Below are 22,725 nucleotides of genomic sequence, written 5' to 3'. Positions count from 1 at the left end.
TTAATGAAGATTCTAACACTATGACTAGAATAGATACAAAGAATTGTTATTTTTATAAAAATTTTTTTTCATGAGCTTTGTGCAAAAGACTATACACTTCACTTCTGAAATTACTAGAAAACTACCCAAAAATAAATTCCTAAGAAAACTTTATAAGCGCATTAATTGGTTGTTCTTAAAATTAGGTGCTAATCCTATAGTTACCGCAAAAATGCAAGATGGTTCTTTGTTAATTGTTGATTTAACAACGCGCACCGAAAGAGAAGCTTTTTACACAGGAATTTACGATGAGGATTTAATACATACACTGCTCAATATGTTACGACCTAACACTACTTTTTTAGATGTTGGCGCCAACATTGGCTTTTATTCTGTAGCTCTGAGTAATTTTATATCTAAGAATACCCTAAATAGTCATGTAGTATCCTTTGAACCATTTGAAGGTAATTTTGAAAGACTTGAAGCAAATATTTTGAAGAATGCGTTTAGCAATGTGTGTACTATAAACAATTATGGACTGTCGGATGAAGCTAAAACAAGTCAGATTACACTTAGAGAAGATTTTAAACATGGTTCTAATACGGGAAATGCAGCAATACCTACTGGTGGATTTTTGGATGAAGGGTTTAAACTATCTGAAATTAGATTAGAAATTTTAGATGAGGTATGGACAAAAGACTTTAATGCTTTACCGAATATTGACCTTGTAAAGGTAGATATCGAAGGTCATGAAGACTTTTTCTTAAGAGGTAGTCAGGACACGCTTAATTCGCATAGGCCAACTATACTTATGGAAGTGAATAAACCATACTATGCTTCAAGAGGTGTTGACTTAGACGAAACATTTAAAGGGCTAGTGCCCGAAAATTACCAAGTTTATAGAAGCGATAATGGTCATTGGATTAAAACCGAATCTTATAAAGATTGTAAAAATTTAGATAACGTTTTTATCATTCCTGAAGAGAAGCTGACGTTAAAAGGTTATGAGATATTTAATTCATAATTAATATGAAAACCTCACTTATTATATCTACATATAACTGGCCAGAAGCTTTACACCTAGTTCTTAAAAGTGTTCAACATCAGTTGAAATTACCGAGTGAAGTCATAATTGCTGATGACGGTTCAACACAAGACACTAAATTAGTCATTGATAGTTATAAAGATAAAATAAGTGTGCCTTTGAGGCATATATGGCATGAGGATAGAGGCTTCAAAAAAGCCGAAATTTTAAATAAAGCCGTGGCGCAATCTGAAGGAGAATATATTATACAAGTTGACGGCGATTGTATTTTACACAGAAGCTTTGTGAAAGATCATATAAGTTTCGCAAAAAAGAACAGCTATCTATATGGTAGTCGAGTTAATATTCAAGAATCTCATTTAGATACTTTGTTTAAAAATGAGCAAATTGATTTTAATGTACTTTCATCTGGTATAAAGAAAAGAACACGCACATTACATATTCCTTTATTTGCCAATTTTTATAAAGAAAAAGATACCTTTTCAAGCAAATATAGAGGTTGTAATACGTCGTTTTATAAATCTGATTTTATAGCAATTAACGGTTATGATGAAAATTTTGTGGGTTGGGGAAGAGAAGATTCAGAGTTAGCAATCAGGTTTCATAATAATGGATTAAAGGCAAGACGTTTAAGGTATAAAGGCATAGTATACCACATTTACCATTTAGAAAAGTCAAAAGCTAACTTGGCAGAAAACGATAGTATTGAAAAAAGAACAATTGCGAATAAAACTATAAAAAGTCCAAAAGGAGTTGACCAATATTTGTCACAACATTAAAGCATCTTAACTTATATGCAATTATGAAAAAAGTGTTTGCTTCGAACAATTTAGAATTTAATGATAAGCTTTTTGACTTTGTTTCAAATTTTAAAAGCCAAGGTCAAGTGTTTGTTGATGGTGACCGAAATGTGATAAAGACTAAGCAGATTGAAGGTGTTGTAGTTAATGTAAAGTCATTCCGTGTGCCCAATGTTGTGAACAAAATTGCCTATCGTTTTTTTAGAAAATCTAAAGCACAGCGTTCTTTTGAATACGCGCAATATCTTGAACAACATGATATAGGTACTCCTAAGCCTTTTGGCTATTTTGAAAATAAAGATATAGCTACTTTTAAAGAGAGCTTTTATGCTAGTGAGCATCTGGAAGTAGATTTGACCTACAGAGATTTAACCTTTGATTTTAATTACCCAAATTGGGAAGCTATACTTCGCGCTTTTACGCGTTTTACGTATAGTCTTCATCAAAAAGACATACACTTTTTAGACCATTCGCCCGGCAATACTTTGATAGAATTAAATGATGGTGATTATAAATTTTATTTGGTTGATTTAAACCGTATGAAGTTTGGCCCTATGGATTTTAGTACACGAATGAAAAACCTATCTAAGCTCACAATTCATGAATCAATGGTGAAAATCATGAGCAATGAGTATGCAAAAGTTTCTGGAGAAGATGAGGACAAGGTTTTTTCTACGATGTGGAAAGAAACCCAAGATTTCCAAGAGCGATTCCACAAAAAACGAAGATTAAAAAAGAAATTAAAATTCTGGAAAAAGTAGACTCTTACTTCGTATTGTTTTTCTGAAGCTCATACAACTTCGAGTATTTCAAAAATGTAATGTTAGCTGTTTGAGCACAAATAACAAAACCATTAATACCATCTAAAAACCCAAGTCTTAAAAAGTAGGCTTTAAAAAATGCCCAAGCAGGATTAAAGGTCATTTTCCAAAGATTCGACGTTTTTCCTTTTTCAAAATAGGCTTGTGCTGATAATGTTGAGAATTTTTCTGTTTGAAGATTAAATTCAGAATAGGTCTGATAGGTTTTATGTAGGATGTCGCCTTTTAGCTGGCCAACTTTTGTTTTGCTATCTTCTAGATCTAGTTTTTCATGAATAATGTGTCCTACAAACTTGGTTTTTCTTCTATCAAAAACACGAAGCTTTTTATTAGGGTACCAATCTGAATGCTTTATCCACTGACCACAAAAATTGTTAAGCCTATTGCAATAGTAACCGTCATATCTCCAATTACTTTTTAAATGTTTTATGGATGATTTTAATTCATCTGATAAGGATTCATCACCATCAAGTGAAACAATACAGTCGTACGAAGCAAGCTCTACAGCTTTGTTTTTTTGGGTTACGTATCCTAAAAATTCTTGCTCAAAGAATTTTACATTATGTTTTTCACAAATTGTCTTGGTATTATCGGTAGAATAAGAGTCAAGCACTACTATCTCGTCAACAACATCTATTAAAGATAAGATGCAATTTTCGATATTGCGTTCTTCGTTATAAGTAATAATAACACCAGACAACTTAATCATAGTCCTAATAATGGTTGGGTAAAAATAACTATTTTTGGGGCAATGAATACAATCGACATATCAGTAATAATTAGCACGTATAATAGTCCAGATTGGCTAGAGAAAGTATTGTGGAGTTTTAATGTACAAACTTTTAAAAACTTTGAGGTTGTAATTGCTGATGATGGCTCATCCGAAGCTACTAAATCTAGAATTGGTGCTATTACTGAGCAAGTTAATTATCCTATACAGCATGTGTGGCACGAGGACAATGGGTTTCAGAAAACAATTATTTTAAATAAAGCTATTACTGCGAGTAAAGGCTCTTATTTAGTGTTTACGGATGGCGATTGTATTGCCCGAAACGATTTTTTACAAGTACATGTAGATAGGAGAGAAGACGGCTATTTTTTATCAGGCGGTTATTTTAAATTACCTATGAATATTAGTCTTGAAATATCAAAAGAAGATATTGAGAGTCAAGACTGTTTTAATATTAATTGGCTTAAGAATTTGGGATTAAAATCATCATTCAAAAACAATAAGATAACAGCAACAGGCATTAAGGAGAAGCTTCTTAATGCGTTAACACCAACTACAGCAACTTGGAACGGACATAACTCATCTGGGTATAAATCCGATATCGTTGAAGCAAATGGCTTTGATGAACGTATGCAATATGGTGGCGAAGACAGAGAGCTTGGTGAGCGTCTTTTTAATATGGGCATAAAAGCAAAACAAATAAGATATAGTGCTATTTGTCTTCACCTAGATCATGCTAGAGGTTATGTTAAACCTGAAATGATTGAAAAAAACTTAGCTATCCGTAAAACCACGAAACAGAATAAGCTCACTAAAACACCTTATGGGATCGAAAAACTAGCAACACGCTAGAGGTTTGATATAAACGCATTCAATTTACTTGAAAATAAATCTGGAGAAAAGGCTTCATAAAATGATTTATAATCCTGCTTGGCATCTTTATAAGATGCATTAGTATATAGTTCAGGTTTAAAATCATTGAGGTGAACCGAAAGATAGCTCTTATCATCATCAAACATATTCCATGCATTCTTTAAAATCCATGGCGAGAAGATCGTGAACGTAGGTATATGAAGTGCTTTTGCCATATTGGTTGCTCCGCCTTCATTTCCTATTAATGCATCGCAAAAAGAGGTTAATGCTAAAAATTCTCTCAGGCTTTTACCGAAAATGTTTAAATGAATCCTCTGTTGGGTTTCAGCGTTACACAAGTTAAATATTGAATCGGCATCAGCTTTTTGTTTTGGGATATAATTGAATATTATCTGAGCATTTGGTTGCTTGTTAACAATAGTGTCAATTACGGTAGCCATATAGTCATGAGGATATGTTTTAGATATGCTACTACCTAAAACACCTATCATGTATAATGGTTGCGTTAAATCGATACCATTCTCTGTTAGAACTTTTTTTGCATGATTTTTTTCCTTTTCACTAAGGTAAATCTTAGGTTTTATAGGGTTTTCAATTAAAATCTCTAGAGGCTGTAATAAACCTAAGCGATTTTCAACCGCCAAACCAGCATACGTTTTTGATGTTTTTGCTTCTTTAAGCGTATGGCTATATATAAAAGAAGTATACCACTTGTACTTAGATATTTTTGTTTTAGCGCCAGAAAAAAGTGTTATGATATTACTCGAAAATTTTGAGTACACATCAATAACAACATCGTACTTTTCTTTTTTTAAGCCTTGAGCAAATGCTAGTAATTTTCGTTTACTTTTTTCTATTTCAGGAGTAAAAAATATAAAATCATCGACATTTGGATTTCCTTCTACAACAGGAAACGTATGAGAATTGATGAGGTAATGCAATTGGGCATCAGGATATGTTGTTCTAATAGCTTCAAATAATATGCTTGACGTGAGTACATCGCCAATCATTTTTTGTTGAATTATTAGAACTTTCATTTGGTAAGTAAATAGATCTTACGTGTTGATAGCTTATACAGCTACATCATACTCTCGAAGCGCATCGTTAAGAGACGTTTTCTTGTCTGTACTCTCTTTTCGTTTCCCAATAATTAAGGCACAAGGTACTTGGAATTCGCCTGCTTTAAACGTTTTGGTATAACTGCCCGGAATTACCACAGAACGCGCTGGTACGCGACCTTTCATTTCTATAGGTTCATCACCAGTAACATCTATAATTTTTGTACTCATTGTAAGTACCACATTAGCACCAAGTACAGCTTCTTTTTCTACGCGAACACCTTCAACAACAATACATCTTGATCCAATAAATGCACCATCTTCTATAATTACAGGAGCCGCCTGGAGTGGTTCTAAAACACCGCCAATACCAACGCCACCAGATAGATGTACATTTTTACCAATTTGTGCACAGCTACCCACAGTTGCCCAAGTATCTACCATAGTGCCTTCATCAACATAAGCACCAATATTTACATAACTAGGCATCATAATTACACCTTTGGATATATAAGCACCATGTCTGGCTACGGCATTTGGTACAACTCGTATTCCTTTTTCTTCGTAACCTCTTTTTAGTGGCATTTTATCATGATACTCAAAAATACCAGCTTCAAGTGTTTCCATTTTTTGAATAGGGAAATAAAGTACTACTGCTTTTTTAACCCATTCATTGACCTGCCAGCCATCTGCAATTGGTTCAGCAACTCTTAATTCGCCAGTATCAATGAGATTAATTACAGTTCTAATTGCCTCTATGGTTTCACTATCTTTAAGCTTTGTACGGTCATTCCACGCACTTTCAATTATATGTTTTAGTTGATTCATTTTTTATCGTCAATAAAAATTTAGTGCCAAAGATAAGTCCTGAATTACCTGTTTTAAAAAAATTTTGAAAAAATTGTGACCTATTTAAAATACGTGTGTCTTAATTATAAATAACACATGGTTTGAGTTTGTAAGTTTTAGAATCATGGTTAATATATGGATTGATTGATTTACGGCGCCCTTTTTCTTAGGGCGTTGTTTTTTATATATATCTTTGCCAAGATATATGGGTAGATTATTAGCATTAGATTACGGTACTAAGCGCACTGGTATAGCAGTGACAGACGAGCTTCAGATAATTGCTTCAGGCTTAACCACTGTAGATACATCACAACTTATAATTTTTCTAAAAGACTATATTTCTAAGGAAACGATTGAACGCTTTATTGTTGGTTTGCCAAAACAAATGGACAATACAGATTCTGAAAGTGAAGTTTACATTCAAAAATTTCTCATTGATCTTAAAAAAGAATTTCCAGATATACCTGTTATTAGAATAGATGAGCGATTTACTTCAAAAATGGCATTTCAGACCATGATTGATAGCGGATTGAGTAAAAAACAGCGAAGAAATAAGGCTCTAGTGGACGAGATAAGTGCCACACTTATTCTTCAGAGTTATATGTCTGGGCAACATTAACACTAACTATTCTTCTAAAACGCAAGTATAAATCTCTAAGAATTGTATTTTTGCACGCGTAAATTACTTATGTGATGATACTATAGGCAGTTAAAAATATATTGGCTTTTAGATTTCAGTAATGAGTTTACAAATATTTTAAGTCTCGATTATCGAGTAAAAATTAGATTATGATTTTACCAATAGTTGCATACGGTGACCCAGTTTTAAAGAAGAAGGCTAAAGAAATCACTCAAGATTATCCCAAGCTAGACGAATTAATTGCCAATATGTATGAAACCATGTATGGTGCATATGGTGTAGGATTGGCAGCTCCGCAAGTAGGATTGGCTATACGTTTATTTTTGGTAGATACAAGTCCTTTTGCTGAGGATGAAAATTTGTCTGACGACGAAAGAGCGCAACTAAAGCGTTTTAAAAAGACATTTATTAACCCAGTAATTCTTGAAGAAGAAGGCGATGAATGGGCTTTTAATGAAGGATGTTTAAGTATACCAGATGTAAGAGAAGATGTCTTTAGACAACCAAATATTAAAATACAATACCAAGATGAGGCATTTAATACATTTGTTGAAGAATATGATGGTCTCATTGCCAGGGTTATTCAGCATGAATATGACCATGTCGAAGGTGTTTTATTTACAGACAAATTATCATCATTTAAAAAACGTTTACTAAAAGGGAAGTTGCAAAATATTTCTAAAGGTAAGATTAGAGCAGATTACAAAATGCGTTTTCCAGCAATGAGTCGAAAACGCTAAAAAATATTCAAAATGAGTTTAGAAAAAATATTATCAATTTCTGGGAAACCAGGATTATACCAAATTGTTACCCAAACACGTACAGGAGCAGTTGTAGAATCTTTATTAGATAAGAAACGTATTACTGTTGGTGCGCACAGCAATATTAGTATATTGAGCGAAATAGCAATATATACACTAACTGAAGAAGTGCCATTAAGAGATGTATTAAACACTATTAAAGTAAAGCATGGTGCTGAACAAACTGCCTTAAGTCATAAAGCGAGTAAAGACGAGTTAGAAGAATTTTTCTTTGATGTCTTGCCTGATTATGACGAAGACCGTGTTTATGCTTCAGATATTAAGAAGGTAGTGCAATGGTATAATATTCTTCAAAAAAATAACCTTTTGGATTTGTTAGAAACCGATGAAGAATCTGATACTACCGAAGAAGAATAGATTTTAATTATGTCGGAAAGAGCATCTCAGTTAAAAGCTTTTGACCGTTTGCTCACCATTATGGATGAGCTTAGAGCGCAATGTCCATGGGATAAAAAACAAACCATGGAGTCGTTACGCCATCTTACTATTGAAGAGGTTTACGAACTTGGTGACGCTATTTTAGATAAAGATCTAGATGAGGTAAAAAAGGAGCTAGGCGATGTGCTATTGCATATTGTGTTTTACGCAAAAATAGGAAGTGAAACTAAGGCTTTTGATATCGCTGATGTTTGCAATACTATATGCGATAAGCTAATTGATCGTCACCCTCATATTTATGGCGATGTTGAAGTATCCAATGAAGATGATGTCAAACGAAACTGGGAAGAGCTTAAACTCAAAGAAGGCAAAAAAAGTGTACTTGAAGGTGTACCAAAAAGTTTACCAGCTATGGTAAAAGCAAATCGTGTTCAAGACAAAGTAGCAGGCGTAGGTTTTGATTGGGAAAAGCCAGAGCAAGTATTTGAAAAAGTTGAAGAAGAACTCACCGAATTAAAAGCCGAAATTAAAGCTGGAAATACTGATAAAATTGAGAATGAATTTGGTGATGTTCTTTTCTCAATGGTTAACTATGCTAGATTTCTTAAAGTAAACCCTGAGAATGCCTTAGAGCGCACAAACAAAAAGTTTATTAAACGCTTTCAATACCTTGAAGAAAAGGCAAAATCACTTAATAAATCACTGAAGGACATGAGCTTAGCTGAGATGGATATCTACTGGGAAGAAGCTAAGAAACTATAAAAGCTTGTTTTAATTTTTAATAGAATAAAAACTGTTAAAGTTCTATTTACAAACATCCAAATTAATTCCACTAACGTAATTATAATAGAAGCCTGAGAATGGTTTCTTCTTTGTAGAATCTTAATTATTGTTTAGCGGTTGTAATTAAGGTTAATTTAGTTTAGTTAGGGCAAAACCCACTTGTTTAGGCAAGTGGGTTTTGAGTTTTAACTAAGAATACATTTCTCTTACACGCTTTAATTTCTTTTTCCAAGTTTCTAAAGCGGATCTGTGTTTTGCAATATTTTTATGGACTTCTTTTACCAAAGGATTATCATCTTTTACATTAGAAAAGAAGAGTAGATTATTCTCTAATTGGTTAATCTCAGATTTAACGTCATCTATTTTTTTGCGAATAAAGTTTTGCTCATTATCTAATAGGCGCGTATCATCAGGGTTAGATAATCCTTCAAGCTTACTTTCAAATCGAATCATATCTAATTTCGATTTTTCCATTTTTAGCTTATCGAAAGCAGCATCTATAGCTTTATTAAACTTACCATCTATATAGCGTTTGTTTTGAGGCACATAGCCAATAGATTTCCATGTTTTAATAGTATCTTGGAGTTTTGCGATATCGGTTTTAGCATCATCCGAGAATTTAAAATTCTTTACGGTCTCTAATAATGCTTGTTTTTTATCGTATGCATCGTAAAGATGTTGATTCTCTGCTTTACGCTCGGCATGCATGCGATCAAAGTAATGATTACAAGCGTTTTTGAATTGTTTCCAAATCTTATCAGAATCTTTTCTAGGTACATGACCAATAGTCTTCCATTGACTTTGAATTTGCTTCATCAGCGGTGTCACGGTCTCAAAATCTTCACTATCCTTATTGTCTTCTGCAACTTTAATAAGCTCTAATTTTTGCTGAAGGTTGGCGTATTGATCTTTCTTTAAATTCTTGTAGAATTTATTTTTACTACGATTAAAAGTTCTGACGGCATCTTTAAACTTTTTCCAAGTAGCTTCATTAACCTTTAATGGTACTTTACCAGCATTAAAAAAGTCTTGTCGTAACGCTTCAAGTTCTTTAATACGTTTTTGAAGCATATTGTGCGATGCAGATTCTTCAGTAGTTAATGCTTTTATTTTTTCAATAATTTCTTCCTTACGCACTAAATTTTTCTCATAAGCTTTGTCTAAATCTGCGTAATAGGCTTGTCGCTTATCGTGAATAATTTTTGTGGCATTACTAAAGCGTTCCCAAATTTCTTCTCGATGCTCTTTAGCTACAGGACCGAGCTCCTCTTTCCATAGTTTATGTAAAACTTGTAACTCTCTAAAAGAATGATTTACGTTTTCTACGGCTGCTAATTCTTCAGCTCGTAAAATGATTTTAAGCTTTTGCTCATAATTATGCTTAAAATCCATATCACGTAAATCGCGATTAAGATGCAAAAAGTCATAAAAACGCTCTACATGATGATGGTACGTATTCCAGGCATTGTTGTATTTATCTCTTGGAATAGGTCCAGCATTTCGCCATTTTTCTTGTAGTTCTTTAAAGTGCTTATAGGTATCACTCATATTTTCATCGATACCAACAAGCATTTTAATTTCCTCAATGATTCCTAATCTATTTTCTAGATTTTGCTTTAATGCTTTTTCTCTGTCTTTATAGTACGAATTAATCGTTTGCTTGTAGTCTCTTACTGCAGAGTTAAATGCTTTTTTTGTGTCATTAGAATAATAGAAGTCTATAGGGTTGCCACCATCAGCAACAAATTGTTCCTTTTTTTCTTCTAGGAGTGCGTTGTATTTTGAAGTAAACTCAGATTTTATCTCATTAACATGAGACGAAATAGTTTGAATTTTATGGTTCTTAAGTAATTTTTCGAACTCACTTACCAATTGGTCCATACCCATCGCATGGTAATCCTTTTGTTCTAGTTTGTGACGTTCGGCATTTGATTCGTCCTCAGCATCTTCAGCGTTAGAATTTTCAATTTCAGACACATGGTCTTCTTCTGAAGAAGTCTCTGGTTCAGCTATCTCTTCGGCTTCTGTAGCCAATTCTATTTCTTCGTTTTTTGGAGTTGATTCTTCAATCGGATTTTCAACTTCTTTTTTTCCATCTGCTTCTTGCAGGTTATCGATCTCTGACATCGGTCATTTATTTAATAATGGATGTTAAAGATAACAAATGCCTTATAATTACAAAGCCTTTAAGCTGAAACTAGTTCGTGTTTGGATGTATTTTTAACGATTCCAAATATCCCAAGCTTTATCTGCTTGTAATTCTAACATGCGTATCCCATTTATCGTTTTAGCGCCTTGAGTTTCACCGAGTTTTAAAAATTTGGTTTGCTCCGGGTTATAGATAAGGTCATACAGAATATGTTCATTGGTAACACCATCATAAGGAATATCTGGACATTCATTAATGTTAGGATGTGTACCTACAGGAGAGCAATTAATGATAATTTGGTGCGATTTAATTAACTCATGAGTTAAATCCTCATAAGTATATGAAACATTTTCTTTCAGCGCACGAGAAACGAAATAGTACTTAATTTTAAGGCGCTTTAATGCATAAGCAACTGCTTTAGATGCGCCACCAGTTCCTAAGATAAGTGCTTTTTTATGATGTTTTTTTAAATAGGGTTGAAGTGATTTTTCAAAGCCATAACAATCCGTATTGTAGCCTATGAGATTTCCTTTTTTTGTTACTCTTATAGTATTTACCGCACCAATTTTTTTAGCTTTTTTATTCAGCTTATTCAGAAATGGGATAACGGATTCTTTATACGGAATAGTTACATTTAATCCTTTAACATCATCTTCAGTATTAAAAATCGATTGGAAATCAGAGATGTCACTTAAATCAAAATTTACATAAGTATGAGGTAAATTCTCAGTTTTAAATTTATCTGAAAAATATCCTCTTGAAAAGGAATAATCGATGTTTTTACCAACTAAACCAAATTTATATGTTGGTTCGTCTTGTTCGTTTGCCATACCATTCTAATGCTAATACTATAAAAATACCTAAAATTATATAGGCGATTGCAATACCAGTTTCAGTTGTTAATTCAGGAATAAAGCGTTTGTAGTTTTCAATGACTGGAGCACCACTAGAATCCATAATAGCTGTACCTGTTTCATCAATTTTATAAACCGTTTGTTTCCAAGGCCAAACAACACCAAGCGACCCAATAATAAATCCGATAATCGTTGCAAGTGTAATACTTTTATAATGCTTTAATATGTAATTTAGTAGATGTGATAGGGTGACTAAACCTGTTACAGAACCTAAGGTAAACACCGATAGTACCTTAAGCATACGCATGCGAGCCTGGTCTTTAATAAATTCAAAATTTCCAGAAAAAATATCCGCGAAAGTATCATAAAGTGCGTTTACAGAATCTACAAGAAGTAAGACATAATTACCAAGTAAAATGAGTATAAACGAACCTGAAAACCCAGGAAGTGTCATCCCAGAAACACTTATTATGCCGCAGAAAAAAACGAAGACGAGGTTATCGTTTTCCATAGCAGGATCAAGAAAACTAATACTTATGCCTATTGCAGCTCCAATGATTAATGCAGCTATAGTCTTCGTATTCCAGTCTTTAAAATCTTTGTTGATGTAATAGATTGAACCGATTATCATTCCAAAGAACGTGCTCCAAACATAGAGTTGGTAATGCACTATAAGGTAATCTAATAGTTTAGATATACTGAAATAGCTAATGATCATTCCTAGAAATAATAAGAACAAAAACTTGCCATTAATGTACCTGTAAAAACTACGGAATCTTCCACCAAAAAGTAGTCTAAAAGCAGTCTTATTAACGCGCTGTAGTGAATAGATAAACTCTTCATAAAAACCAGCAACAAATGCAACAACACCACCAGATACGCCAGGAACTTTATTAGCTGCTCCCATTGCGAGCCCTTTAATCACAAGGAAAATTTTGTCTTTTAATGAGCGTGTACTTTCCATGTATTAGTCGTTAATTGTTTTTTGATTTCCAAAACGTTCTAAAACAAGAATCGTAACAAAACCAATAACTACAAATACAATTGCAATTACCAACTGATTATCGCCTTGATAATTATTAGGAAGGATACTTTTTTCTAGAAGAGGTACTTCTACGCCTTCAGAGTTTAGTCTAGTGGATAATACTTTTTTCCATGGCCATATTTTATTTAATGAGCCAATCATAAATCCGGTTAAAATTGCTAGCGTTATATTTTTTTTATGCTTAAACATCCAATTAAGGATTTTACTAAACACTTTAATACCAACAATTGCACCAAGGGCTAATAGTATAAAATTAATAAGGGCATCTTTAAGCATGTCCCAATTTCCTGTAAATAGACCTTCTCTAAGATTATTAATGGTATCGATTGCAATTTGATATGCGCCGAGTATCAATAATATAAACGCTCCAGAAACGCCAGGTAATATCATAGCAATAATAGCTATGAATCCGCAGAATAAAAGATAAAACGGACTTTCAGGTGATGCAAATGGTTCAGCTAGTGTAATATAATAGGATAGAGCAGATGTAATAATTATGGCCAATATAACTACAGCAGACCATTCTTTTATTTGCTTGGCAATGTATATAATACTTGCTAATACTAGTCCAAAAAAGAATGACCATAGTAAAACGGGTTCGTTATGCAATAGCCATTTAATTACTCTTGCAAGAGAGAAAATACTAGTCGCAATTCCTAAAAATAATGCTAATAAAAAATTACCATTAATGCTGTTCCATGCTGTTTTAAAACCTGAAGTTTTCCAAACTTTGAAAACCCCAAGATTGAGATTATCAATACTTTCTATCAGTTCCTCGTATATACCAGAAATAAAAGCAATTGTACCACCTGAAACACCAGGTACAACATCCGCTGCGCCCATGGCTATACCTTTTAATGTTACTGTTAAATAGCTGAAAAAACTACGCTGCATATTAGGTTTCTCTATGAAACGCTAAGGTATGCTTTTTACACGATAAACGAGATTGAAACGGTGTGAGTTTAACTCAAATTTTAGAGTATAGTAATGTGCGTATTATCTTATTTGCGTCTAAGTGAAATTAGCTTAAGATTTTTTAGAAGATGAAATGATCTCTTTTACGATTGGTCTTTTCATAAGATTTGGAAATAGCTCCTCAATAATAAAATCATAATCACTATCTAGTCGCAATGCATTTTTAAGATGATAACGTCCTTTACTCACTTCAGATATTTTAAAATACAAACCACCCAGACGGTATTCTATTTCAGCATTTTCAGGATAGAACTCAATGGCTTGTAAAAGATTATAAATTGCGGCTTCATATTCACCTAATGTGATTAAAATGTCAGCCCTATTGAGCCAAGTATCTATTTCGTAATTACCAAGTTCTAATGTACGTTTATAACCTTCTTCTGCCTCTTCCAAGAAATTTAAGCGATGATTTATCTTTGCATAAAGACTCCAGTAGAGCACATTTTCACTGTCTATATTGATGGCCTTTTTTATATAATGAAGTGCTTTCTGATAGTTTTGATTTTTATTATAAAACTTTGTGATAGCTATCCAACCTTTATCTAAAAGTGGGTCTTCTTCGACGGTACGATTAAAAAACTGAACAGCCATATCATCATTGTTCAATTTTTCATAGCAATACCCAATACGCAATAATGCAAAGGACGTTGGGTCTTCTAAGGCTAATGTAATTTTGTAATTCTCAATAGCTTCAGTAAACTTTTTTTGCTTTTCAAGCACTTTGCCTTTTTCTAGATATGCACCTACAAAAGTATCATCAGATATGATTGCAAAATCGAATGCAGTGTTGGCCTTGTTATAATCTTTTATCGCAAAATATTGACGCCCTAATTGGTGCCAAGCGACTTCGCAATAGGGATTCAAATCTAAATATGCATTTAAGAAATCTATAGCTTCAGCATTTTTATCTAGGAAATCATAACAGTATATTACATTATGTAATGCGGAATAATCTGCAATGTCTACTTCAACACATTTTTTAAAATATAACAGTGCATTTTCGAATTGGTTTAAGAATAAATACTCCATTCCTATTAGGCCATACAAGTCATTTTCGTCTTCTGGCGATGAAGACATATCTAAAGCAATCAAAAGCGCGTTTATCGCTTTCTCATGCATATCTTGCTTTGAGAATACATTTGCTTTTTGAATGTAGATTTCTTCGTTATTTGGCTCTAAGTAATGGAGTTCTTCTAGTAGTATGTCTGCGTCTTCAAATTTGTTCTCTATAACTAAGATTTCAATTTTAAAGAGACGAAGGTTAATTGAGGTTGGATGCTGTTGCAGTCCTAATTTTATGGCTTTTTTAGCTAATGCTATTTTACCATTTTCTAAGTAGTGGTGAATGATATTTTCAAATTCGTTTGAATCGAAGAACAAAACGTCGTTTGTTTTTAACATGGATTCAAATTTTGTTAGGGACAAGTTGTTAAAACCTTCGTTTTGACTATACTCCATAGGCAGATTTAATATTAGCTTGAAATAAAGTTAGAATTAATGATTGAAGTTTTAATTTTTGACTTTCAATCTTTTTAACAAAATAATTAACAGCGTGTTTTAGGGTAATTTGTCGAGAATAGCTTTAATAATCTTACAGCCTTTTATAATCTCTTCGTTTGATATTGTTAGTGGTGGTGTTATCCTTATTGCCTTAGGTTCAAAGAGTAACCAAAACAAAATCAATCCTTGGTCTTTAGCTTTGAGAACGACTTCACTAGTGATTTCAGCAGATTCAGTTATTGCTGCTAACATTAAACCACAACCTCTAATAGATTTTATTTTTGGGTGCTGAAGTTCTTGACGTATAAGTTGTTCTTTTTGAAGTGCCTCAGCCATTACATTAGATTCGGTAATTTCTTTTAATGTTGCTAATGCGCCAGCTGCAATTACAGGATGACCGCCAAAGGTTGTTATATGTCCTAACTTAGGATTATCACTTAGTGTTGACATTATTTCTTTTGAAGCTGTAAATGCGCCAATTGGCATACCACCACCTAAGCCTTTACCGGTAACCAAAATATCTGGAACACAATTGTAGTTTTCAAAACCAAATAGTTTTCCTGTACGTCCAAAACCTGGTTGAATTTCATCTAATATTAACAATGCGCCCACTTCATGACATCGCTGTTGAATCTTATGCAAATAATTATTAGTAGGTACAATAAAACCTGCACCACCTTGAATAGTTTCTAAAATAACTGCTGCAGTTTTGCTTGTTATTTTCGAAAGGCAATTATCACAATTAAACTTTATGTGTTTAATATCTGGTAAAAGTGGTAAGAATGGGCGTTTTCGCTCTTGATAGTCCATTAAACTTAATGCACCAATCGTGTTTCCATGATACGCATTTTTGGCGGCGATAATTTCGCTGCGGCCTGTATATCTGCGAGCCAATTTAATGCTGCCTTCAATAGCTTCGGTACCAGAATTAACTAAGTATGTTGTGTTTAAATTATCTGGTAAATGCTTTGCTAATAGTTTTGTGAGTTCTACTGCTGGTTCTTGAGCATACTCACCATAAACCATAACATGCAAATACTTATCTAATTGTGTTTTTATTGCGGACACTACTTTTGGATGGCAATGTCCCAATGGCGTTGCAGATACACCAGCAACAAAATCGAGATGTGCTTTACCAGAAGTATCGTAGACATAACTTCCTTTGGCATGACTAACTTCTAGTGCTAAAGGATGCGGTGTGGTTTGTGCCTGATATGTAAAGAAATCTTCCTTCATATCAATTACCAGCTTTTTTCTTACCGTCCTTTTTTTCTTGCCCTGAGCTTGTCGAAGGGTTAGGAATATTCCTTGCCGCTTTATTTTTTATAGCAGGATCATCTGGTTTAGCAGCTTCAACACGTTCTCTAACATCATCATCAAAGAAATCTTCCGGAGGAACGTAATCATCAAGCCCTTTTATTATTGGAAGGTTTAATGGTGGGTCGTCCTTAAATAAGTCTTCGACAGATGTTGGCCGTTCATCACCGCGCCAATCAAAACCTCTAAGTCTATTCGCATTTTTGGGGAATAAAGATTCTGGACTCAAATCACCATCGACCTTATTAATTAAGCGAATTTCTTCAACCTCATTATCCGATATTTTAATATTAATACTTCCCGATTTAGATTTATTAATCCCAAAGAGTTCGCCGCCGTCATTTCTGGAATAGTAGATGACTTCCGCATTTTTAATGATATCAACGTTATACAATTCATTATCTCTAAACAAACCGATAAGTACTTTTCCTTTGGTTTGATTGTAACCATCATCACTCAATGTATCCTTACTAACAAGAAAGGCATTATTAAATACTTTAAGCGAATCTAATTTTTCGGTTTTTACATCCGATATGAGATGTATGGTGTCACCAGACATTTGATTGCCAATGTTCCAAAGTACAGGTTTTCGGCGTGTGGCAAAAGGATCACTTGAGCTAAATCTAGCAAGATTTATCATCTGTGTTAAACCTGTTTTATGGTCTACGTGCACTGAATCTGCCTTGCCAGCCAAATCACTTTTGTACAACTTTACATTATAGAAGGCTCTAGTAATACGATGTTCTTCAGGTCCAGTGAGCATTAAGGTGTCACTATGCATATAAATAGAATCTTTTTCTTGCACAGTAATTGCCAATGCTTTTTTGGTGATAAAAACCGAGTCCTTATCTTTCCAGACTTCGGCATAATGGCCTTTAACAATACTATTGTTTATCGTATCTGTAATTTTAATATTATTTGTGGCTGATGCAAAATTGAGATTACGGTCAAAGTACATGCTATCGCCTTTAACTTCACGATCATCATAGTTGATTTTGGCATTACGTTGAAAATAACCAAAGTCTTCTTGTGTATCGTAAAAACCCCGTTCACAATAAATATCATTGGTTTCTCCTGTAATCGTTGATGGACCAAAAATATAGGCATGACCAGAGTCGTTAAAAAAATCTAGGCGATTTGTCTTTAATGTATATTCAGGATTAACAAGAACGACGCTATCCGTAAACTGATATTTTTTAGGTCGCATATAATAGCGACCAATTTTACTTGTAATGGTCCCTGAAGAATCTCTAACTACCTTTCCACTAGTGTTATAATAGGCTTGTTGCTTTACACGATCAAAATGCAGTTTCTCGGTAGTTAAGGTCGATTGTGGTTCTTTTAAAACGACATCACCACGAGCAAAAGCAAGCTCTGTTTTACCACTATACTCAACATATTTTGAAGTCATAGTAACGGTATCGCCTTGCACCATACGTACATTACTAAAGGCTTCAATAAAATCTTGACTCTTGTAATACACAGCTTTGTCGCAATAAAGATCAACCCCTTTATGAACAAAGTGCACTTGTTGCTGATTATCTCTTAAAAAAATAAATGTGGATTCGCCTTCAACATTACTGGCCTTGATTTTACCTGTATAAATAATTTGAAGCTTCTCTTTTTGTTGAGAGAATAGAGCGTTGCTAAACGCTATAGAGAAACATAATATGATATATAAAAACCGCACTAATCTTAATTTGCTACAAATGTAACGACATAAAACGAATTTGATTGTAAAAATAATGCCTCTGATGAGGCATTATTTTTTAGGTACTTTATTTTTAGTTTTTGCAGAATCTACTTTTGTAGTTGTATTGACTTTAACTTTAGGTTTAGCTTTAAACTTCTTCCTAAATTCCTCTAGCTCTTCTATGTCATTAATAAATATAGCTTTACTTGAGTCAATATCCTTAAGGTCAATGTTTCTATAATTTTTACCCTTAAAAACCCTATTAAATCCTAAATGAGGTAATAATTTGTCTTCCGAGAACTCTCCCAGGAAAAAGGATTTTAAAATAGCAGATGCTTTCACTTTTGTTAAGGAATCCTGTAATGATAATTTCAATTCTTTAATTACAGCGTTATTCCCTTTTATTTTTTTGAAGTCTTTATTATTAATACCAAACTCTTTCCTTAATTGACTGTAATTTGTAGTGTTCTGAGAAACTATCTTGTCACAACAACCAAATATAATAGTAATAATTACTAGAAAAAAAAATGTAAAATATAATATTCTCATAGCCTTAATCTATTGTCATGCTTCCCGTATTTTGGGAACCGTCGTTCATATTTAACCATATATTAAAATTAATACCAAATGAAGCAACTTTTCCGATTCCTTGAACGACTAAGGTAACTTCAGCATAAGAATTTACATCTACATTGGAAACATTAGCCTGAGAGTTTACTGTTGTAGTAGTCCAGTTAAGTTGCTCATAAGCTACAAACATAGTAAATCCAGTAATATTAGAAGTAATATCGTCAACACTATAATCGTCCCCTAAAGTTTGCTCCACATAAACATTAAAATCAAAGGTCCAGTCTGGGAAAGTACAACGCGTGATAACTTTATTAGGGTTGGTTGGGTCAATTGTAGTTTCTGATACCATATTAGTTGAATTCAGACTATCTACAAAAACTTGTAATTCTTCTATTGTATCAAAATGTAATTCTTGCGGGACATCATTAGGGTTAATAATAGGGTCTATTAATAAAGACACATTTGGATTATTAATTTGAAAATAAATAGAATCTACTACATTATTTATCGCATCAGTATTAATAGTCGGGAATTGATGTTCACCAAAATTATCAAAAGCGGGATCAATTGGGCGTTCTCGATGTGCATTTAAATATGCAGCAATGGCATCTAATACTTCATAGTTATTAGCTATTTCTTGCTGTTCTAACCACAGGGCTACTGGAGAAGTAAAATCTACCTCCAAAGCTAGTTTAATAGATATTGCATTGGCAGTAACAGTATTTGGTACAAATACTTGAGGGTTATTATTTGGTGGTGCTCCAGGTCCTGTAATTGGTCCTTCATCTATGGCAGGAATATTAATGATATCTACCCAGCCGTTAGAATTGTCAAAAGGATTGAACGGTGCATTTGTTGTTTCAGTAGAAGTGTCGTACTCATTACTTACTGCTAAATCTCTTATATATTCACCTAAAACTGACGGAGATGAGCCACCACCATGCCATGAACCATAGCAATCTGGCAAATCTAAACCTGCTAAGTTACCCCTAAGTATTCCCATGCCTGTACAATAATTGCGAGTATTATAAATATTGATATCAAGTGTTTAAGTAAACAATGATTATTGTTCTGATTTAATTTTAGTAGTTAAATACTCAATCTTTAAATCAAGATATTTTGTAACTTTTTTATATAGCCTAAATGTAATAATGGTAATAAAAACCGTTAAAATTATAATTAATATTTGCCATATAATTAGACCTATATTTGGTTCGACTAATGTATTTTCCATGTTTTAATTTTCATTTAGAGTATTACTAAACGTTATTTCGCTTATATTTTGTTCATGTCTTAAAAAAACCTTAATCTGAAAATTACTTTTTTGCCAAATAATATGAAGAGGTTTTTCCTCAAAAGTGCCTTCTCTTAAATCGAAAATATTTTTTGTTAATGTTTGACTAGCTCTACCAAATTCATCCTTAATGGTAGTTTTACTAATACGTTTTCTATTTTCAATGACTTGGATACTATTGGGTTCTCCGTAATTTTCTATAAATGAGTTGAAAAATGAATAATCTATAATTTCACGAAAATGAATAGTTATCGATTGCACTTTATCTTTTTTATTAGTAATTATAGAAATATGATTATAAAACATATTATAAAAAGGCTCATTTATATAGCTTTCATTACTATGAAATACCAACGCGAAATCATTCTTACTGAAATTATTCTCTTTCAATTCAAAATTGAATTGAGCTTTTATATCGGAGATGTCTTTTCCTAAGATTTTCTCCAATCTTGTGTCATTCATAAAAAATAAGATTTATAATTATGCTCTACTTTAATAAAATTGGATGCTTTCCTTTTTTACTTTCATTTTTATATAACGCATAGGATATGGAAATTAATTTTTCGTTTTTTAAAATAAGCGGAGCTATATTTTTCCCATTACAGACTAGATAGTATACATTTCCTAAATCTTTATACTCTAAATTTGATTCGAATCTTTTACTTTCTAAATCACTATGTTTAATTATTTTATAATTATTATACTTGGTGATTTCTGACTTTAAAAAATCTATTTGGTACTCTAAAATTTCAATGGATTTAGTGTTACTTATATCAAAATATTTTTCTAAGTCAATTGTTGAATGACTTTCGGTTAAAACAATCTTTTTTATAAAATCATCTAGGAGTTTAAAATCATTTTTTTTCTCATCAGTACAATTGAGATTAACCAGAACTACAATCAAAAGAAATATTTTATTTTTCATATTATTTATTTTTATAAGCATCCTTTTTCTGAAACTGGTGCAAGTCCAGCGGTAGTTGGGTTTCCATTAATTATGTTCAAATTTCTAATTTCTAATCCTAGATCTCCCGGGTTTGAGCCACCACCACCTGGCCAAGAACCATAACAATCAGGTAATGATAAACCAGATAAGTTACCTATGTCTATTGCAAAGTCAGTACAATTATAATTGTCTAAATGATATGTTGGATTAAAGTTTATTGCTGCGTTCAATATTGCCTGTAGTTGACTAGGTGTTACAGTTACTGATATATTGGCACTATACTGTTCATTGCCATCATTGTCCATTATTGCATCACTTTGTTCATTAAAAATGGGATATATATCATCTTCAACTGGATAAAAACCAAAAGTACTAGTGCTGTCTCCTTGAGATATTGAAACAAACGAATGACCAACAAAACCACTGTCGTGAGAGTCACCACTACCAGGATTTGGCTCATTAGCATATATTGTAACCGTAGCAGGTTGACTAGTATCAAAGCATTCTAGAAAGTTCACCATATCTGAAATTGGGTCATCAGGTTCGTCAAATATAAAATTAAATTCCTCACTAATAGATCCATCAATAAAACCTACTACATTATTTATCGCATCAGTATTAATAGTCGGGAATTGATGTTCACCAAAATTATCAAAAGCGGGATCAATTGGGCGTTCTCGATGTGCATTTAAATATGCAGCAATGGCTTCTAATACTTCATAGTTATTAGCGATTTCTTGCTGTTCTAACCATTGGGCTACTGGAGAAGTAAAATCTACCTCCAAAGCTAGTTTAATAGATATTGCATTGGCAGTAACAGTATTTGGTACAAATACTTGAGGGTTATTATTTGGTGGTGCTCCAGGTCCTGTAATTGGTCCTTCATCTATGGCAGGAATATTAATGATATCTACCCAGCCGTTAGAATTGTCAAAAGGATTGAACGGTGCACCACCACCAGGAGAATCACCAGTATCAATTGTAGTAGTTACTGTCACTGCAGGTAGAGGTGAATAGCAATTAGCTAAAAATTCCTCATACTCTTCATCAGTCATGTTACTTACATTAGTATCATCACAATCTACATTTCCTGTTCTAGCACTAGTGTTATTGGATAACGGAAAAGGTACTTCAATCCCATTCTCATAATTATAGGCTTTATCAAACGTTCCATCTAATTTAAATACAACTATATAAGCAGATAAACCATTACTGATATCTTCTGTTTTGTATAAAACATATAGTTTTCTTGCATCAACAACACCATCGTTTTCTGTCGATGCAATAAAAGCTTTGGCATTAAATTGGGTGTCTAGATAAATTGGTGTGTATAAAATATCTACATCAATTTCATCAGTTTTTTTGTAATGTTTGGATTTAGAGTTTTCCCAATCAGTTACAGATGCTACTGTTGTACGTTGATTGGATAGCCTGTTAGTGGTATTAAAGAAGGCTTTTGCATCCTCAATACTAGGTGTGTTAAAATGCTCTTTGGTTTGCTGCAAACTATTTATGTTATCTTCTTCTTGGCAGCTATAAGCAAATAAAAGACATAGTATTAATGGAGTAATTAATGTGCTGTGCTTCATTTTTACAGATTTTAAA

General features: G+C 33.0%; 23 protein-coding genes. 8 read left to right on the top strand and 15 right to left on the bottom strand.

Annotated elements, in window-relative coordinates:
• Nucleotides 1-70 precede the first annotated feature (70 nt).
• From ED556_RS09970 to ED556_RS09960, 3 genes are read left to right on the top strand one after another with little or no spacing between them, the layout of a single operon-like run.
• On the top strand, nucleotides 71-1,003 hold the full coding sequence (locus tag ED556_RS09970; protein WP_296322995.1) for an FkbM family methyltransferase: 933 nt from the start codon (nucleotides 71-73) through the stop codon (nucleotides 1,001-1,003).
• Between the two features lie 5 nt (nucleotides 1,004-1,008).
• Nucleotides 1,009-1,803, top strand: coding sequence for a glycosyltransferase family 2 protein (locus ED556_RS09965; protein WP_296322992.1), 795 nt, complete (start codon nucleotides 1,009-1,011; stop codon nucleotides 1,801-1,803).
• Between the two features lie 23 nt (nucleotides 1,804-1,826).
• Nucleotides 1,827-2,585, top strand: a complete 759-nt coding sequence (locus tag ED556_RS09960) for a Kdo domain containing protein (RefSeq protein WP_296322989.1) — start codon at nucleotides 1,827-1,829, stop codon at nucleotides 2,583-2,585.
• Nucleotides 2,586-2,589: 4 nt separating this feature from the next.
• Here the strand turns inward: ED556_RS09960 and ED556_RS09955 are convergent, their stop codons facing one another.
• The gene (locus ED556_RS09955; RefSeq protein WP_296322986.1) at nucleotides 2,590-3,354 is read right to left on the bottom strand and encodes a glycosyltransferase family 2 protein; all 765 of its coding nucleotides are present in this window, start codon (nucleotides 3,352-3,354) and stop codon (nucleotides 2,590-2,592) included.
• Between the two features lie 42 nt (nucleotides 3,355-3,396).
• Here ED556_RS09955 and ED556_RS09950 point away from each other — a divergent pair, with 42 nt between their 5' ends.
• Nucleotides 3,397-4,227: a glycosyltransferase family 2 protein gene (locus ED556_RS09950; RefSeq protein WP_296322983.1), complete on the top strand. Its 831-nt coding sequence runs from the start codon at nucleotides 3,397-3,399 to the stop codon at nucleotides 4,225-4,227.
• On the opposite strand, the gene ED556_RS09945 is transcribed toward ED556_RS09950, so the two are convergent.
• Both ED556_RS09945 and ED556_RS09940 read right to left on the bottom strand, forming a co-directional pair.
• Complete coding sequence (locus ED556_RS09945) at nucleotides 4,224-5,285, bottom strand: glycosyltransferase family 9 protein (protein WP_296322979.1); 1,062 nt, start codon at nucleotides 5,283-5,285, stop codon at nucleotides 4,224-4,226. The two genes, ED556_RS09950 and ED556_RS09945, sit on opposite strands and share 4 nt — an antisense overlap.
• Before the next feature lie 33 nt (nucleotides 5,286-5,318).
• Entirely contained in the window at nucleotides 5,319-6,134 is an 816-nt protein-coding gene (locus ED556_RS09940) for a 2,3,4,5-tetrahydropyridine-2,6-dicarboxylate N-succinyltransferase (protein ID WP_296322976.1), read from the bottom strand.
• 226 nt (nucleotides 6,135-6,360) lie between these two features.
• Here ED556_RS09940 and ruvX point away from each other — a divergent pair, with 226 nt between their 5' ends.
• The 4 genes from ruvX (at nucleotide 6,361) to mazG (ending at nucleotide 8,756) form a co-directional block, all read left to right on the top strand.
• Entirely contained in the window at nucleotides 6,361-6,774 is a 414-nt protein-coding gene (ruvX, locus tag ED556_RS09935) for a Holliday junction resolvase RuvX (protein ID WP_296322974.1), read from the top strand.
• Nucleotides 6,775-6,944: 170 nt separating this feature from the next.
• Nucleotides 6,945-7,535: a peptide deformylase gene (gene def, locus ED556_RS09930; protein WP_296322971.1), complete on the top strand. Its 591-nt coding sequence runs from the start codon at nucleotides 6,945-6,947 to the stop codon at nucleotides 7,533-7,535.
• Between the two features lie 12 nt (nucleotides 7,536-7,547).
• On the top strand, nucleotides 7,548-7,973 hold the full coding sequence (locus tag ED556_RS09925) for a DUF5606 domain-containing protein (RefSeq protein WP_296322968.1): 426 nt from the start codon (nucleotides 7,548-7,550) through the stop codon (nucleotides 7,971-7,973).
• A gap of 9 nt (nucleotides 7,974-7,982) precedes the next feature.
• Complete coding sequence (gene mazG, locus ED556_RS09920; RefSeq protein ID WP_296322965.1) at nucleotides 7,983-8,756, top strand: nucleoside triphosphate pyrophosphohydrolase; 774 nt, start codon at nucleotides 7,983-7,985, stop codon at nucleotides 8,754-8,756.
• A 210-nt stretch (nucleotides 8,757-8,966) separates the two neighbouring features.
• On the opposite strand, the gene ED556_RS09915 is transcribed toward mazG, so the two are convergent.
• From ED556_RS09915 to ED556_RS09860, 12 genes are all read right to left on the bottom strand, one after another.
• Nucleotides 8,967-10,904, bottom strand: a complete 1,938-nt coding sequence (locus tag ED556_RS09915; RefSeq protein WP_296322962.1) for a DUF349 domain-containing protein — start codon at nucleotides 10,902-10,904, stop codon at nucleotides 8,967-8,969.
• Between the two features lie 93 nt (nucleotides 10,905-10,997).
• A complete protein-coding gene (locus ED556_RS09910) occupies nucleotides 10,998-11,756 on the bottom strand; it encodes a shikimate dehydrogenase (RefSeq protein ID WP_296322960.1) in 759 nt (252 codons plus the stop codon).
• Complete coding sequence (locus ED556_RS09905; protein WP_296322957.1) at nucleotides 11,725-12,744, bottom strand: DUF368 domain-containing protein; 1,020 nt, start codon at nucleotides 12,742-12,744, stop codon at nucleotides 11,725-11,727. Before ED556_RS09905 ends, ED556_RS09910 begins: the two co-directional genes overlap by 32 nt.
• A gap of 3 nt (nucleotides 12,745-12,747) precedes the next feature.
• On the bottom strand, nucleotides 12,748-13,719 hold the full coding sequence (locus tag ED556_RS09900) for a DUF368 domain-containing protein (protein WP_296322956.1): 972 nt from the start codon (nucleotides 13,717-13,719) through the stop codon (nucleotides 12,748-12,750).
• A 132-nt stretch (nucleotides 13,720-13,851) separates the two neighbouring features.
• Entirely contained in the window at nucleotides 13,852-15,258 is a 1,407-nt protein-coding gene (locus ED556_RS09895) for a tetratricopeptide repeat protein (RefSeq protein ID WP_296322953.1), read from the bottom strand.
• A 99-nt stretch (nucleotides 15,259-15,357) separates the two neighbouring features.
• Nucleotides 15,358-16,536, bottom strand: a complete 1,179-nt coding sequence (locus tag ED556_RS09890; protein WP_296322951.1) for an aspartate aminotransferase family protein — start codon at nucleotides 16,534-16,536, stop codon at nucleotides 15,358-15,360.
• A 1-nt stretch (nucleotide 16,537) separates the two neighbouring features.
• On the bottom strand, nucleotides 16,538-18,307 hold the full coding sequence (locus ED556_RS09885) for an OstA-like protein (protein ID WP_296322946.1): 1,770 nt from the start codon (nucleotides 18,305-18,307) through the stop codon (nucleotides 16,538-16,540).
• 72 nt (nucleotides 18,308-18,379) lie between these two features.
• Nucleotides 18,380-18,859 (bottom strand): hypothetical protein, encoded by a 480-nt coding sequence (locus tag ED556_RS09880; RefSeq protein WP_296322944.1) that lies wholly within the window; start codon nucleotides 18,857-18,859, stop codon nucleotides 18,380-18,382.
• Nucleotides 18,860-18,863: 4 nt separating this feature from the next.
• Nucleotides 18,864-19,883: a hypothetical protein gene (locus tag ED556_RS09875; protein WP_296322942.1), complete on the bottom strand. Its 1,020-nt coding sequence runs from the start codon at nucleotides 19,881-19,883 to the stop codon at nucleotides 18,864-18,866.
• 234 nt (nucleotides 19,884-20,117) lie between these two features.
• A complete protein-coding gene (locus ED556_RS09870; protein WP_296322939.1) occupies nucleotides 20,118-20,636 on the bottom strand; it encodes a hypothetical protein in 519 nt (172 codons plus the stop codon).
• A gap of 25 nt (nucleotides 20,637-20,661) precedes the next feature.
• Nucleotides 20,662-21,099, bottom strand: a complete 438-nt coding sequence (locus ED556_RS09865) for a hypothetical protein (protein WP_296322936.1) — start codon at nucleotides 21,097-21,099, stop codon at nucleotides 20,662-20,664.
• An 11-nt stretch (nucleotides 21,100-21,110) separates the two neighbouring features.
• A complete protein-coding gene (locus tag ED556_RS09860) occupies nucleotides 21,111-22,709 on the bottom strand; it encodes a hypothetical protein (RefSeq protein WP_296322933.1) in 1,599 nt (532 codons plus the stop codon).
• Nucleotides 22,710-22,725: the final 16 nt, after the last annotated feature.

The sequence above is a fragment of the Winogradskyella sp. genome (assembly GCF_003712105.1).
Lineage (GTDB): Bacteria > Bacteroidota > Bacteroidia > Flavobacteriales > Flavobacteriaceae > Winogradskyella.
This window is presented reverse-complemented; position numbering and strand designations above follow the sequence as displayed.

Excerpts from the sequence above, each read along its gene's own strand:
- ED556_RS09915 (WP_296322962.1), bottom strand. The coding sequence starts at position 10,904 with ATGTCAGAGATCGATAACCTGCAAGAAGCAGATGGAAAAAAAGAAGTT.
- ED556_RS09875 (WP_296322942.1), bottom strand. The coding sequence starts at position 19,883 with ATGGGAATACTTAGGGGTAACTTAGCAGGTTTAGATTTGCCAGATTGC.
- ED556_RS09900 (WP_296322956.1), bottom strand. The coding sequence starts at position 13,719 with ATGCAGCGTAGTTTTTTCAGCTATTTAACAGTAACATTAAAAGGTATA.
- ED556_RS09905 (WP_296322957.1), bottom strand. The coding sequence starts at position 12,744 with ATGGAAAGTACACGCTCATTAAAAGACAAAATTTTCCTTGTGATTAAA.
- ED556_RS09890 (WP_296322951.1), bottom strand. The coding sequence starts at position 16,536 with ATGAAGGAAGATTTCTTTACATATCAGGCACAAACCACACCGCATCCT.
- ED556_RS09965 (WP_296322992.1), top strand. The coding sequence starts at position 1,009 with ATGAAAACCTCACTTATTATATCTACATATAACTGGCCAGAAGCTTTA.
- mazG (WP_296322965.1), top strand. The coding sequence starts at position 7,983 with ATGTCGGAAAGAGCATCTCAGTTAAAAGCTTTTGACCGTTTGCTCACC.
- ED556_RS09950 (WP_296322983.1), top strand. The coding sequence starts at position 3,397 with ATGAATACAATCGACATATCAGTAATAATTAGCACGTATAATAGTCCA.
- ED556_RS09870 (WP_296322939.1), bottom strand. The coding sequence starts at position 20,636 with ATGAATGACACAAGATTGGAGAAAATCTTAGGAAAAGACATCTCCGAT.
- ED556_RS09940 (WP_296322976.1), bottom strand. The coding sequence starts at position 6,134 with ATGAATCAACTAAAACATATAATTGAAAGTGCGTGGAATGACCGTACA.
- ED556_RS09910 (WP_296322960.1), bottom strand. The coding sequence starts at position 11,756 with ATGGCAAACGAACAAGACGAACCAACATATAAATTTGGTTTAGTTGGT.
- ED556_RS09895 (WP_296322953.1), bottom strand. The coding sequence starts at position 15,258 with ATGGAGTATAGTCAAAACGAAGGTTTTAACAACTTGTCCCTAACAAAA.
- ED556_RS09960 (WP_296322989.1), top strand. The coding sequence starts at position 1,827 with ATGAAAAAAGTGTTTGCTTCGAACAATTTAGAATTTAATGATAAGCTT.
- ED556_RS09925 (WP_296322968.1), top strand. The coding sequence starts at position 7,548 with ATGAGTTTAGAAAAAATATTATCAATTTCTGGGAAACCAGGATTATAC.
- ED556_RS09945 (WP_296322979.1), bottom strand. The coding sequence starts at position 5,285 with ATGAAAGTTCTAATAATTCAACAAAAAATGATTGGCGATGTACTCACG.
- ED556_RS09970 (WP_296322995.1), top strand. The coding sequence starts at position 71 with ATGAGCTTTGTGCAAAAGACTATACACTTCACTTCTGAAATTACTAGA.
- ED556_RS09865 (WP_296322936.1), bottom strand. The coding sequence starts at position 21,099 with ATGAAAAATAAAATATTTCTTTTGATTGTAGTTCTGGTTAATCTCAAT.
- ED556_RS09880 (WP_296322944.1), bottom strand. The coding sequence starts at position 18,859 with ATGAGAATATTATATTTTACATTTTTTTTTCTAGTAATTATTACTATT.
- ruvX (WP_296322974.1), top strand. The coding sequence starts at position 6,361 with ATGGGTAGATTATTAGCATTAGATTACGGTACTAAGCGCACTGGTATA.
- ED556_RS09860 (WP_296322933.1), bottom strand. The coding sequence starts at position 22,709 with ATGAAGCACAGCACATTAATTACTCCATTAATACTATGTCTTTTATTT.
- ED556_RS09955 (WP_296322986.1), bottom strand. The coding sequence starts at position 3,354 with ATGATTAAGTTGTCTGGTGTTATTATTACTTATAACGAAGAACGCAAT.
- def (WP_296322971.1), top strand. The coding sequence starts at position 6,945 with ATGATTTTACCAATAGTTGCATACGGTGACCCAGTTTTAAAGAAGAAG.